Annotated in this window: 15 protein-coding genes and 1 pseudogene; 11 read left to right on the plus strand and 5 right to left on the minus strand. The window is 31.1% G+C overall.

Annotated elements, in window-relative coordinates; translation table 11 throughout:
• Positions 1 to 264: 264 nt before the first annotated feature.
• Positions 265 to 1,008 carry a chitin disaccharide deacetylase gene (chbG, locus tag ACGHJ8_RS02640; protein WP_211962058.1) on the minus strand — a complete coding sequence of 248 codons (744 nt, stop codon included), beginning with the start codon at positions 1,006 to 1,008 and terminating at the stop codon, positions 265 to 267.
• 130 nt (positions 1,009 to 1,138) lie between these two features.
• Between chbG and aroE the strand changes: the two genes are divergently transcribed.
• The 4 genes from aroE to ACGHJ8_RS02660 are packed head-to-tail and all read left to right on the plus strand — an operon-like array spanning position 1,139 to position 3,723.
• Positions 1,139 to 1,984 (plus strand): shikimate dehydrogenase, encoded by an 846-nt coding sequence (gene aroE / locus ACGHJ8_RS02645; protein ID WP_211962057.1) that lies wholly within the window; start codon positions 1,139 to 1,141, stop codon positions 1,982 to 1,984.
• A gap of 5 nt (positions 1,985 to 1,989) precedes the next feature.
• On the plus strand, positions 1,990 to 2,583 hold the full coding sequence (locus ACGHJ8_RS02650) for an XTP/dITP diphosphatase (RefSeq protein WP_087359405.1): 594 nt from the start codon (positions 1,990 to 1,992) through the stop codon (positions 2,581 to 2,583).
• Entirely contained in the window at positions 2,583 to 3,089 is a 507-nt protein-coding gene (locus tag ACGHJ8_RS02655) for a tRNA (cytidine(34)-2'-O)-methyltransferase (protein ID WP_211962056.1), read from the plus strand. Before ACGHJ8_RS02650 ends, ACGHJ8_RS02655 begins: the two co-directional genes overlap by 1 nt.
• On the plus strand, positions 3,064 to 3,723 hold the full coding sequence (locus ACGHJ8_RS02660) for a TIGR01906 family membrane protein (protein WP_087359401.1): 660 nt from the start codon (positions 3,064 to 3,066) through the stop codon (positions 3,721 to 3,723). The genes ACGHJ8_RS02655 and ACGHJ8_RS02660 overlap by 26 nt, the downstream gene beginning before the upstream one ends.
• 26 nt (positions 3,724 to 3,749) lie before the next feature.
• Here the strand turns inward: ACGHJ8_RS02660 and ACGHJ8_RS02665 are convergent, their stop codons facing one another.
• On the minus strand, positions 3,750 to 4,346 hold the full coding sequence (locus ACGHJ8_RS02665; protein WP_087359399.1) for an HAD family phosphatase: 597 nt from the start codon (positions 4,344 to 4,346) through the stop codon (positions 3,750 to 3,752).
• A 79-nt stretch (positions 4,347 to 4,425) separates the two neighbouring features.
• Here ACGHJ8_RS02665 and ACGHJ8_RS02670 point away from each other — a divergent pair, with 79 nt between their 5' ends.
• The 6 genes and pseudogenes from ACGHJ8_RS02670 to ACGHJ8_RS02695 all read left to right on the plus strand — a co-directional run bounded on the left by ACGHJ8_RS02670 (position 4,426) and on the right by ACGHJ8_RS02695 (position 10,135).
• Positions 4,426 to 5,046 (plus strand): phosphatase PAP2 family protein, encoded by a 621-nt coding sequence (locus tag ACGHJ8_RS02670; protein WP_087359397.1) that lies wholly within the window; start codon positions 4,426 to 4,428, stop codon positions 5,044 to 5,046.
• A gap of 74 nt (positions 5,047 to 5,120) precedes the next feature.
• Positions 5,121 to 6,143: pseudogene (locus ACGHJ8_RS02675) on the plus strand (peptide ABC transporter substrate-binding protein); the annotation flags it as partial.
• Between the two features lie 77 nt (positions 6,144 to 6,220).
• Positions 6,221 to 7,168, plus strand: a complete 948-nt coding sequence (locus tag ACGHJ8_RS02680) for an ABC transporter permease (RefSeq protein ID WP_087303951.1) — start codon at positions 6,221 to 6,223, stop codon at positions 7,166 to 7,168.
• On the plus strand, positions 7,168 to 8,106 hold the full coding sequence (locus ACGHJ8_RS02685) for an ABC transporter permease (protein WP_390541547.1): 939 nt from the start codon (positions 7,168 to 7,170) through the stop codon (positions 8,104 to 8,106). The genes ACGHJ8_RS02680 and ACGHJ8_RS02685 overlap by 1 nt, the downstream gene beginning before the upstream one ends.
• A gap of 3 nt (positions 8,107 to 8,109) precedes the next feature.
• Positions 8,110 to 9,198 (plus strand): ABC transporter ATP-binding protein, encoded by a 1,089-nt coding sequence (locus ACGHJ8_RS02690; protein WP_087359389.1) that lies wholly within the window; start codon positions 8,110 to 8,112, stop codon positions 9,196 to 9,198.
• Positions 9,191 to 10,135 (plus strand): ABC transporter ATP-binding protein, encoded by a 945-nt coding sequence (locus tag ACGHJ8_RS02695; RefSeq protein WP_205089478.1) that lies wholly within the window; start codon positions 9,191 to 9,193, stop codon positions 10,133 to 10,135. The genes ACGHJ8_RS02690 and ACGHJ8_RS02695 overlap by 8 nt, the downstream gene beginning before the upstream one ends.
• A 79-nt stretch (positions 10,136 to 10,214) precedes the next feature.
• Here ACGHJ8_RS02695 and rbr read toward each other — a convergent pair whose 3' ends face one another.
• The 3 genes from rbr to ACGHJ8_RS02710 are packed head-to-tail and all read right to left on the minus strand — an operon-like array spanning position 10,215 to position 11,926.
• Complete coding sequence (rbr, locus tag ACGHJ8_RS02700; RefSeq protein ID WP_205089477.1) at positions 10,215 to 10,802, minus strand: rubrerythrin; 588 nt, start codon at positions 10,800 to 10,802, stop codon at positions 10,215 to 10,217.
• 16 nt (positions 10,803 to 10,818) lie between these two features.
• Entirely contained in the window at positions 10,819 to 11,223 is a 405-nt protein-coding gene (locus ACGHJ8_RS02705; protein ID WP_087357725.1) for a Fur family transcriptional regulator, read from the minus strand.
• A 49-nt stretch (positions 11,224 to 11,272) separates the two neighbouring features.
• Positions 11,273 to 11,926, minus strand: coding sequence for a hypothetical protein (locus ACGHJ8_RS02710; protein ID WP_390541551.1), 654 nt, complete (start codon positions 11,924 to 11,926; stop codon positions 11,273 to 11,275).
• 295 nt (positions 11,927 to 12,221) lie between these two features.
• On the opposite strand from ACGHJ8_RS02710, the gene hflX reads away from it, so the two are divergent.
• Positions 12,222 to 13,442: a GTPase HflX gene (gene hflX / locus ACGHJ8_RS02715; protein ID WP_390541553.1), complete on the plus strand. Its 1,221-nt coding sequence runs from the start codon at positions 12,222 to 12,224 to the stop codon at positions 13,440 to 13,442.
• The last annotated feature ends 2 nt before the right edge of the window (positions 13,443 to 13,444 follow it).

Raw genomic sequence — 13,444 nt, forward strand, 5'->3', positions numbered from 1 at the left:
CCGGGATTGTTTTTAGCAGTATTAGGTGTATTGAATCAAATGGAAAAGAAATAAGACTTTGTATAAAGAAAAAAGATTACAAGTTTAACCTGTAATCTTTTTTCTTGTTATTATTTTTTGAAAGGATTGTACTTATTATAAACGACTAACATCCATCTCTCCAAATAACTTCCACCTTGTTCTTCCTCACCATATCCGTATCTCTACGGACAAAAATATTATAACATTGTCTTTGTCGATAAAGCAAGAGTTTTTGTCAAAATATTAATGTTTATGGTGTAAATGTGAGAAGTTGATTAATTCAATATGGTTTTGTTGAATAAAATCTTTGAGTTCATTTGATGTCAAAAGTTCCAGTTCTTTCATACGAGGTAAGTTGTAACTTGACATATCATAGAGTCTTTGATCAAGATAAGCAGGATGACACATAAACTCTAAAGAACCAGAATGTGACTGTAAAACTTTTGTGACATATTGATAGTTAACATCTTCATTATACATCTTATCGTAAACAGGAATATAAGGATATGTATCTATAATCTGTTCACGTTGACGAATTGGAAGATCATATTCTTTGGCTAATCTTTTTGTGACTTCAATATGCCAAGGTAAGAGATGCACATGATGATGTGAGTCAATATGTGTTGGTTTATGACCTGCCATTTCAATAAATTTTTCAATCTGTGCTTTCCACTCACGATATAATTCTTCACTATCGCCATGAGGTTTTCCATCAGGGTAATCTTTTGGTCTTATAAAGTTTCCATTGGCATCAGTGTAAGAATGAGCGCCTTCAATAAGAGGGCGACCTACAGTTAAGACTAGATGAACGCCAACACCTAAATGCGGATAGTTCTGTGCCTGTTTTAAGGCAAAATGAGCATAAGGCATATTCATCATACAAGTTGTTGAAGTCACAATGCCTTGACTATGAGCAACCAATATTCCTATCGTATTGGCTTGTGTCATACCAAAGTCATCAGCATTAACGATTAATTGTTTTATCATAAAATGTACCTCCTGTATTATTATACTTGAAATCAAAATATCATGTCCCTTTTTTTCATATTCTTAAAATAAATCTTTGAGTATATAAGCAAGTTGCTATATAATAGAAAAGAAATCGAGGTGAACTCTCATGAATACAATTACAGGTTATACAGGATTATATGGAATTGTTGCTAATCCTATTAAACATTCCTTTTCACCGATGATGCACAATACGGCTTTTCAATATTTAGGTATTGATGATGTCTATTTAGCTTTTGAAGTCAAAAAAGAAGACTTTCCACAATTTATCACAAGTGCCAGGATATTACCTATCAAAGGTTTTAATGTATCCATGCCTTATAAAGTTGATATTTTACCTTATTTAGATGAATTAACACCTGAAGCTAAGTTATGTCATGCAGTGAATACAGTCAAAAATATCAATGGGAAGTTGATTGGTCATATCAGTGATGGTATTGGTTTTGTAAAGGCTTGTCAAGAAAAAGGATGGCATCTTTTTCAACAAAAAGTTGTGATTCTAGGCGCAGGAGGAGCTTGTCGAGCGATTGTAGTGGCTTTGGCACAATATGTCAGTGAAATTGTTATTTATAATCGTAGTCAAAAAGATTGGGTTCAGGAACTGAATCAACAATTGACATGTCCAATCACTTTGAAATCTTTAAGTGATTTAGAAAGTTTAAAAAAAGATTTACAGGAAAGTTATTTATTGATTCAAACGACGAATGTTGGTATGGCACCTGATGAGGATGAATGTTTAATAAAAGATGATACTTATTTACCTGAACATTTAAAAGTGGCTGATATTATCTATCATCCACAACAAACAAAATTATTAAAAATGGCTCAAAAACGAGGTCTTGATTTTATGAATGGCGAAGGAATGATTCTTTATCAAGGGGCTGAGTCTTTTAAATTTTGGACGAATCAAGAAATGCCTATAGAACAAGTGAAAAAAAGTTTAAAAATGGAGTGATGAAAATGAAAGAAATTATTGTAGCTTCTACAAATGAAGGAAAAATAAAAGAAATAGAAGCAATGCTCAATGAAATTGGTATTGAAGTCAAATCATTAAAAGATGTTTTTCATGAAGATATTGAAATTGAAGAAAATGGAAAAACATTTCAAGAAAATGCTTTGATTAAAGCACAGACAATTTGTGATCGTATCCATAAGCCTGTCTTAGCTGATGATTCAGGATTAGAAGTGGATGCCTTAAATGGGGCACCGGGTATTTATTCAGCGCGTTTTATGGGACATGATACAAGTTATGATGTGAAAAATCAATATATTATTGATGCAGTCAAAGGTAAAGAAAGAGGAGCACGATTTGTCTGTGCAATGGCTTTATGTATTCCTGATAGAGAACCTATTCTTATTGAAGAATATTTCAATGGAGAAATCTATGACCATATCGCTGGTGAAAACGGTTTTGGCTATGATCCTATTTTTTATGTACCAGAATTACATAAAACATCAGCTGAGTTATCCATGGAAGAAAAGAATCAATATTCACATCGTGCCAAAGCATTAAAAAAATTATATGATATTTTAAAGAATGAGGGGAATGCATAATGAATCATATTGTCTTAGTTCATCCGGCTATTCCACAAAATACAGGGAATATCATGCGTACCTGTGTAGCGACACATTCTAAGCTTCATTTGATTAAACCCTTAGGTTTTTCTTTAGATGATAAGCATATGAAAAGAGCTGGATTAGATTATATTAAAGATTTAGAAATGGAAATTTATGAAAACTGGGAAGATTTTGCCAGCAAGAATCAAGGAGATTATCATTTCTTTACACGTTATTCAAAACTTTGTTATAGTGATCAAAGTTATGTTTCTGATAATGATCAATATATTATCTTTGGACATGAACATGATGGTATTCCCCATGATATTTTAAAGAAGTATCTTGATCAATGTGTACGTATACCAATGGATTCAGGTGCCAGAAGTTTAAATTTATCAAATTGTGTTGCGATTGGTATTTATGAAGTTTTACGTCAACAAAATTATCCGGGTTTATCAAAAGTTGAGGTACAAAAAGGTGCAGATTTTATCTATAAAGAATAGAAAAAGTGATATTTTTTTAGCTTTATTATTGACAGTTTTTATTATCAGTCTTGCGGTGGTTATAACGGTTTTTTTTAAGCCTTTGTATTATTTTGATATTGATTATTTGCATATCAGTGAAACAACGGGTTTATCTGTTGATGTCATTCGTCATAATTATGATGTTTTGATTCAATATCAGAGTCTTTTTTATCAAGGTACATTAAATCTTCCAGACTTTGTGATGTCTAATAGTGGACGTATTCATTTTGAAGAAGTCAAAAGAATTTTTGAAATCATTCAAATCACATGTTTTGTGAGTGGTTTATGGTCTTTGATTATGGTTTATCGTCGTTTGAAACAAAAAGAATATCGTTTTTTAAGATTAACATCTTTATTCGCGATAGGTATTCCAACAGTCATTGGTTTTTTAGCAGCTATTGATTTTAATAAAGCTTTTGTGATTTTCCATCAAATTGTCTTTAGAAATGATTATTGGATTTTTAATGAAGCTACAGATCCTGTTATTACTATTTTACCAGAAGCCTTCTTTATGCATTGTTTTATGATGATTGTTGGTATTGTTATGGCTATAAGTGCAGGATTGTATGCTTATTATTGTATACAAAAGAAAAGAATTTTACAGAATACATAAAAACCTGTGATTTTTATATCACAGGTTTATAAAATATGACGTTTTTCTAATTCAGTTCTTAAATCAGCCTGATAAGGAAGATAAAGACCATGAATATGCAATTCTTCAGCCATTTTTATATTGGAAAGCATATCATCAATGAAAAGTGATTCTTCAGCTTGTAAATGATATCTTTGTAAAAGGAGCTGATAAATCTTTTGGTCAGGTTTAACAAGTTGTTCGTTGGCAGAAATGATGCCTCCTTCAAATAATTGAAAGAAGTCGTATCTTTGAAACATTGTTTGAATGGCTTCTTTATGAAAGTTAGATAAAAGATATAAATGATAACCTTTTTCTTTTAATTCTTTTACAATTTCTACATTTTTTTCTAAAGGTGTCATCATATGAGTCCAATTTTCCATCACAAAGATAATTTCATCATGATAATGAGGATGTTTTAAAGTTAATGATTCAATAGCATCTTGAATCATCATTGTACCCATATCTAATTCTATCCATTCATCACTAGAAAAGATAATCATCATCAAATCCCCCATTACAGAGGCATTGAAATGTTTTTGTAAATACTTTTCGGGTTGAAAATCTAAGAGGACATTGCCTATATCAAAAATAATATTTTTCATAAATTATTCTCCGTTCATATCAAATTCATATAATTCAATCATCATGTTCTTATATATTCTAGCATAGGAGGTTGCATAGATGAAAGCATTTTTAGAAAAATATCAAAGCTTAAAATATCTGATATATTTTTTTATTGCTTATATGATTGGCTTTATGATTTTAGAAAATCAAGATTTTTCACATATGATTATTACAGATACATGGATAGATCAATATATTCCCTTTAATGAATATTTTGTTATTCCATATGTTTTATGGTTTGTATTTATGGTATTAGGTTTTGCTTATTTTGTCTTTATTGATCAATCTGGAGTCAAAAGAACCTACTTTTATTTGTTTCTAGGAATGAGTTCGTCTTTGCTTATTTATGCATTGATACCAACTGGACAAAATTTAAGAGTTCAGCTTTATAATGATAATATCTTTCAGTGTTTGGTGAGTTTTATTTATTCTGTTGATTCATCTACAAATGTCTGTCCAAGTATTCATGTTTATAATAGTGTCATGATGTGTGTATCTTTATTAAAAAGTCGCAAAATTAAACAACATACATGGTTATGTTTTTTGATTATTGTTTTAGCAATACTGATTTGTATGTCTACGGTTATGATTAAACAACATGCCTTTATGGATATTGTATGGGCATTAGTTTTAGCAATTGTGATTTATAGTATAGGAAAATGGAAATTTGATTATTAAGCAATCTATTATTATGGATTGCTTTTTTGTTGGTTATCGTATTATGAAAATAAATATAAGGTGACCAATATGCAAAAAGTGCAACTAACGTTTTATCTAATGGTGCCTTTATCATGACAGATTGGCAACCTAATAAACAGGCAACTTTTGAAAAAAATGAAGATTACTGGAATGCTGATGCAGTGAAAATTCAAAATTTGGTTATGAATTTAGTTCAGGATCCACAAACTGCTGCAACAAGTTTTGGTAGCGGTGAAACTGATTTTGCACCAATCAATTCTGAATTGGTTGATAAATATAAGAATGATGATTCTTATGTTTCATTTAATGAAGGTTATTTATTCTATCTTGAAATTAATGAAAAGAATACTGATTTAGCTAATAATAAAATTAGACAAGCTATTTCAATGGCTATAGATAGAGATGATTTGGCAAACAATATTTTAAAAGATGGTTCTAAAGCAGCAGCAGGATTTGTACCTAGAGAGTTATCAGTAAGTCCTTCTGGAAGTGATTTTAGAGATGATGCAGGTAATTACGATGTGACAACATATGATTTAGAAAAAGCACAACAATTATTTGCTGAAGGATTAAAAGAAATTGGTAAAGATTCAATTACTGTAAGATTGACTTATGGTACTGATGAATCACCAATGGATCAAATGGCTGAGTATTTACAAAACGCTCTTACAAAATTGGATGGATTCAACGTTGAAATGGTTGCAACAACAAAACAAGATAGAATCTATAACAAAATGAAAAATGGAGATTTTGATATCGCATGTACTCGTTGGGGACCAGATTATGGTGATCCTACAACATATTTAAACTTATTGTTAGATGGAAATGCTAATAACTATGGTAAATATTATAGTAAAGAATATGAAGAAATTATGGCAAAAGTATCAACTGAATCTGATACTACTAAACGTTGGCAATATATGATTGATGCTGAAAAGATTATTATGAAAGACTTACCAAATATTCCAGTCTTTGAAAAAGGAACTTCAGCATTAGAAAATCAAAAAGTTTCTGGTTTAGTTCATAGACCAGTTGGTGTACCTTATACATTCACATATGTAGAAAAGGCAGAATAAAACAATTAAAGTCATGAAAGCTGATAAACACAATATGGTTTTCTATATTGTGTTTATCTTTTAAAAGGAGGGATTTGATGAGTAAATCAACATTAAAATATATTGGCAAGAGATTGCTCATATCAGTAGTCACGCTATTTGTCATACTTGTTGTCTTATTTTTAATTGTTAAATTATTGCCTGGGTCACCGATTAATAATGAAAGATTATCTGAAGCACAAAGGGCAGCTATTGAAGCAAGGTATGGGCTGGATCAACCTATATTAACGCAATTTGTGAATTATGTAAAAAATATGCTGACAGGGGATTTTGGTGTTTCTTACAATATGTATAAAGATATGCCTGTATCTTCACTTGTGGGTTCAGCGGCAAAAATTTCGTTCTTGTATGGATTAAGTGCTGTTGTGATTGGGGGAATATTAGGAACATTATTAGGTGTATTTGCGGCCCTTCATAAAAATACAATTTGGGATACTTTGGCTACAGTTATTTCAGTTATTGGTGTATCTGTTCCATCATTTGTATTTGCAATGATGATATTAATACTATTTGCATCAAAATTGCATATTTTTCCAACGCAATATAGTTCTATGAATCCAATTGGGTCATCTATTATGCCAGTTATGGCATTATCTGTGGGAGTCATTGCAAATGTTGCACGTTTTACAAGAACAGAAATGGTTTCTGTTATGAATAGTGAATATATGACTCTTGCTGAGGCAAAGGGTTTAGATAGTAAGACACTTATTTTTAAGCATGCATTAAGAAATGCTTTGATACCGGTTGTCACTATTTTAGGACCTATTTTAGTTAATTTAATGACCGGAACAATGGTTGTAGAAAAAATATGCGGAGTTCCTGGTTTAGGAAAATTATTGATCAATAGTATTTTGTCTAATGATGTTAATATTATTCTCGCTTGTTCATTTTTATATGCAGCCATGTATATTGTGATGATGTTGATTATTGATGTTTCATATGGAATCATTGATCCAAGAATTCGTTTAGGGAAGGAGGATTCATGATGGATGCAAAATTAAAAGATATTGAATTTCTACCTGATGACTTTGAGTTTGTTGGGGATAAACAGGATATTTCTATGGATGTTGTAGCTCCTGCAAAACCTGCATGGCAAGAAGCTATTGAAATTTTTGCACAAAATAAAGGGGCTGTTATAGGACTAATTATGATTATTATAATTGTGATATTGGCAATCTTTGCACCAATGTTATCATCATGGAAATTTGATGATTTAAATACTTCTTTACAAAGTATTTCTCCCAATTTAGAACATTGGTTTGGAACGGATACTTTAGGAAGAGATTTATGGGTACGTCTATGGACAGGGGCACGTATTTCATTGTTCATTGCGGTATGCGCAGTTTTTATTGATGTTATTGTAGGAACGACATATGGATTGATTTCTGGATATTTTGGTGGCATGGTTGATTCTGTTATGCAAAGAATTCAAGAAATTATTAACTCTATTCCAACATTAGTTGTTTTAACATTATTACTTATGGTTATGAAATCAAGTTTAACGACAATTGTCTTTGCTTTATCATTAACAGAATGGATTGGTATGAGTCGTATTGTCAGAGCTCAGGTATTAAAAGTGAAAGAGGAAGAATTTGTTTTGGCTTCACGTACTTTAGGCGCAAAAAGTTTCTTTATTATCTTTAAAGAAATATTACCTAATATTTATAGTCAGATGATTATTATGATTATGATGTCTATTCCCAATGCTATTTTCTATGAAGCTTATTTATCATTTGTTGGTTTAGGTTTACCTGCACCGAATGCATCACTAGGAACATTAATTAACGATGGATTTGAAAGCTTTCTTGTTTATCCATATATGATGTTAATACCTGCAGTTGTGTTATCTGTATTAATGTTAAGTTTCAATTTGTTTGGTGATGGATTAAGAGATGCTTTAGATCCAACGATGAAGGAGATGTAGTCTATGGAAAGAGAAAGAATATTGAAAATTAGAGACTTGACTATATCTTTTAAAACGGGAAATGGTAAAGTCAATGCGATTAGAGGGGTAAATTTTGATTTATATAAAGGTGAAACTGTTGCTATTGTTGGTGAATCCGGTTCGGGGAAATCTGTTACAACAAAAGCAATTATGGGGATTTTAGCGAATAATGGAAGCATTGATTCAGGATCTATTGAATATACTTGGCATGATGAAAATACTGGGGAAGCCATTACAAAAGATATTGTACAGTTAAGTAAAAAAGAAATGCAAAAAGAAATTCGTGGTCGTAAGATAGCAATGGTTTTCCAAGATCCAATGACTTCTTTGAATCCAACAATGACGATTGGAAAACAAATCATGGAACCAATGATGTTTCATTATGGAAAATCAAAAGAAGAGGCTTATCAAAAATCGGTAGAACTCCTTAAAGAAGTTGGAATTGCAGATGCTGAAAAAAGAATGAAAAACTATCCCCATCAATTATCTGGTGGGATGCGTCAAAGAATTGTCATTGCTATAGCGTTATCATGTGATCCTTATGTATTGATTTGCGATGAACCAACAACAGCATTGGATGTGACGATTCAAGCGAAGATTTTGGAGTTGATTCAAGAAATTCAAAAGAAAAAAGACTTATCTGTTATTTATATTACACATGATTTAGGAGTTGTAGCAAAAGTTGCTGACTTTGTGAATGTTATGTATGCAGGTAAAATTGTAGAAACAGGAACAATCAATGAAATTTTCTATGATCCTAAACATCCTTATACTTGGGGTTTATTATCATCTATGCCAGATTTAGATACAAATGATGATGAATTATATACTATACCAGGTACTCCACCTAATTTAACACAGGAAATTAAAGGAGATGCTTTTGCCCCAAGAAATCAATATGCTTTAAATATTGATTTAAGAATAGATCCTCCTATGTTTGACGTACCAGGTTCAAATACACATAAAGTAGCAAGTTGGTTAATGCATGAAAAAGCACCTAAAGTAGAAATGCCAGAATCTTTAAAGAAACGTATCGAGAAAATGAAAAAGGAGGGGTTAATAAATGATTAATCAAGAACCAATCCTTGTTGTAAAAGATTTAAAACAACATTTTAAAATCAATCGTAATTTTACCGTAAAAGCAGTTGATGGAATTTCTTTTGAAATTAATCCGGGAGAAACTTATGGACTTGTTGGAGAATCAGGTTCTGGAAAATCAACAACAGGGAGAAGTATTATCCGTTTATATAAACCAACTTCTGGAAGTATTGTTTTTAATGGAAAAGATATTTCAGGAAAAATGGATAAAGAAACATTATCTGATTTAAGAACAAATATGCAAATGATATTTCAAGATCCTATGGCATGTTTAAATCCACGTAGAAAAGTTTTAGATATAATAGCTGAAGGATTAGATATTCATCACGCATACCAGACAACGGAAGAAAGAAACGAAAAAGTTTATCAGATTTTAGAACTTGTTGGTTTGTCAAGAGAGCATGCATCTCGATATCCTCATCAATTTTCTGGTGGACAAAGACAGCGTATTGGAATTGCTAGAGCATTAATTATGAATCCAAGTTTGATTATTGCTGATGAAGCAATTTCAGCTTTAGATGTATCTATTCAAGCACAAGTTGTTAATTTGATGAAGAAGATACAAAAACAGACAAACATTGCTTATTTGTTTATTGCACATGATTTGTCTATGGTTAAGTATATTAGCAATCGAATTGGTGTTCTTCATTTGGGGCATCTTGTGGAAACAGGAACCTCTGAAGAAATCTTTAATCATCCATTGCATCCGTATACAAAATCGTTGTTATCAGCAATCCCTCATCCAAATCCAGACGTTGAAAAAAATAGAGTTTCATTGACATATAATTATGAAGAAAGTGGACTTAACTATGAAGCTGGTAAACAACATAAGATTACGGATACACATTATGTTTTAGCAACAGATGAAGAATTGAAAGATTTCTTAAAACACCAAAATGATTTGTTCTAATATAAATAAATCTCTCATTTTTGAGAGATTTTATTATATATAAAAACCCAATCATGCAATGCATCATTGGGTTTCAATATTATCCTTTAAAGAAAGTATATGCTTCAAAATGAGCTTGTGGATGATCGCAAGCAGGACATCTTTCAGGAGCTTCAGTTCCTTCATAAATAAATCCACAGTTATTACATTTCCACATAACAGCTTCGTCTTTTTTGAAGACTGTTCCATTTTCTAAGTTTTCTAATAATTTTAAGTATCTAGCTTCATGCATTTTTTCAGCAACAGCAATGCTTCTACAAACATTAGCAATTTCAGGGAAACCTTCTTCATCAGCAATTTTTGCAAATTCTGGATACATATCAGTCCATTCTTCATTTTCTCCAGCAGCGGCAGCTTTTAAACATTCGGCAGTTGTTCCAAGCATGATTGGGAAATCACCTTCAACATGTAAAGCTTCACCTTTTAATTCAGCATTTAATAGTTTCATTAATCTTTTTGCATGTTCTTTTTCTTGATTAGCTGTTTCTTCAAAAATATTAGCAATTTGTACGTATCCTTCTTTTTTAGCGATTGAAGAATAATAAGTGTAACGATTTCTTGCTTGAGATTCTCCAGCAAAAGCATGTAATAAGTTGTTAGCAGTTTTTGTTCCTTTTAATGTAGGCATCATGATGCCCTCCTTCCTATGATTTTTGTTTTAAACAATGTAAACATGTTCCATGAAAAAGAATTTGTGCACTCTCAACAACATGTTCAGATTGTTCATTGACCTTATTAATAAGTTCTTCAAGTATTGCTGGTTGACAAACAATATCTTGAATTGATCCACATTGTTTACAAATCATATGAAAATGTGAATCCATACGTGCATCAAAACGAATCACTCCATCACCAATATCTAAGCGTGTAATTCTATGATGATCGGCCAGTAAATTCAAATTACGATAAACTGTTCCTAAACTAATGTCTGGAAGTAATTGTTTGACTTTTGTATAAATATCATCAACACAGGGATGGGTACAATCATTTTTTAAAACATCATAAATTGTTTCCCTTTGTTTAGAATATCTTAATTTTGTTTCAGACATACGCTCAACCCCTTATTAATAATGGTTACTATTATTATAGCATACATCTTTATATTGTCAAATATTGTAAACCTAAACAAATAAAAAATGAACATACACCATGCAATAATCGTGATATGACATATGATTTAAATGAATAAGGAATACCATCTAATATATTATCAACTTGCATTAAAACAGATAATCCCGAAAACGATAAATAAAAACTGACAAAAGGATAAACTAAAAAATGTTGATATTGTAAAAGTTGAATGGAACCAGAACTAAACTCTAAAAATCCTTTTATAATACTTAATAAAAATGGATCATGAATAATGGCTTGAAGACTATAACCAACAAATTGAAAGACAAGCATATAACCTAAAATAAAAATAAAAGCAGTTAAAGAAGTCGTGATGCTTTTTTTTAACGCTTCAACAAAGCGTATATGAGGATGGATAATAGGAGTTAAACTTTGTTGAAAAGACATCCATTGATAATCATGATGATAGAAAAGTGCTTTGATAATGCTAGGAAGAATATGACTGAAATAAATCATCAAAGCGATAGGAAAAGGAAGTTTTAAAGAAACAAAGATAAAACTTAATGATGAAAAAGAGGCAATGGAAAGAAGATGCTGAAGTTGAGAAATATTGATATATCCTAGTTCATAAGATTCCTTTAACATTTTCGCGTTGGTTGGATAACCACAAAAAAATGACATAAAATATAAAGAGGACATATGAGGTGTTAGGTGAAAGAGGGGAGAAAAGAGAAATTGGATAAAATAACTGATGAGTTGAAAGATTCCTAAGGATAAACATAAAGAAATGAGAATCATAAAGGGTAATAAAGAAGGTAATAAATTGGTGAGGACTATTTGAATGACTTGAGAAGATATTTTAACAATTTGAAACATATTAAAAAAAGAAAAAAGAGTTGTAAAAAGAACAAGGCAAAGTGTAAAATAATAATTAGCTTTTTTCATAAAGACTCCTTATTGAAAGTGGTGAATACATATGAAAGGAATATTAGTCGGTGTCAAATATCCTCAAATGACTTATGATTTTGAGGTTTCTATGCAGGAATTAGAACAGTTAGCTTTTGCTTGTGATATAGAAGTGAAGACAGTTGTTATTCAAAATTTAGAAGTGATTTCTCCTAAATATTATATTGGAAAAGGAAAAGTCATGGACATTGGGGAACTTTTAGAAACGGATGATATTGTTATCTTCAATGAAGAATTAACACCTTTACAAATGAAAAATCTAACAGATATCTGGCAGGTTGAAGTGACGGATCGCAGTGATTTGATATTACGTATATTTGCTTTAAGAGCTAAAACAAAAGAAGCCAAGTTACAGGTAGAAATGGCAAGGCTAGAATATACCTTACCAAGACTGGCAGGAATGAAACAGCACCTTTATTCACAACAGGGAGGAATGGGATTTCGTGGTGCTGGGGAAAAGCAGATTGAATTGGATCGTCGTCGTATTCGTCGTCAATTGACACAGGCCAAAAAAGAATTGGAAGCTATTGAAAAACAACGTCAAACACAAAGACAGTTAAGAAAACATCATCAAGAAAAGGTTGTTTGCCTTGTTGGTTATACTAATAGTGGAAAATCGTCTTTATTAAATCATTTTACAAAGAAAAAAGTAGACGCTAAGGATATGCTTTTTGCTTCGCTTCAAACAGCATCAAGACGAATTTATTTTAAAAAACATCATTTGATTATGAATGATACAGTAGGTTTTATACATCAATTGCCTCATTCTTTTGTACAGGCCTTTCGTTCTACATTGGAAGAAGTCAAAGATGCAGATTTACTTTTACATATCATTGATGTTTCTTCACCATATTATCATAATCAAATAGAAACAACCTTATCAGTATTAAAAGACATTGGTGCTCATCATATTCCTATGATTTATGTGTATAATAAAATAGATTTACTTCCTCAATTACCCATCTTTGAACAAGAAAACAGTATCGGAATATCAGTCAAAGAAAACTTATATTTCAACGAATTAGAAGATATGATTATTCATACTCTCTTTAAAGATTATGAATTAATACATGTATATATTCCCTATGAACAAGGTGATATTTTTAGTGATATTGAATATCAATATGAGATTGTTCAATTAGAATATTTAGACAACGGCATTGATGTGAGTTTCTATGTGAATCAGGCTCATAAATCACGTTATCTTCCTTTTATAAAAACTGACGGTTAATC

Origin of the sequence: Massiliimicrobium timonense (assembly GCF_042850985.1) — a bacterium.
Taxonomy (GTDB): Bacteria; Bacillota_I; Bacilli_A; order Erysipelotrichales; family Coprobacillaceae; genus Allocoprobacillus.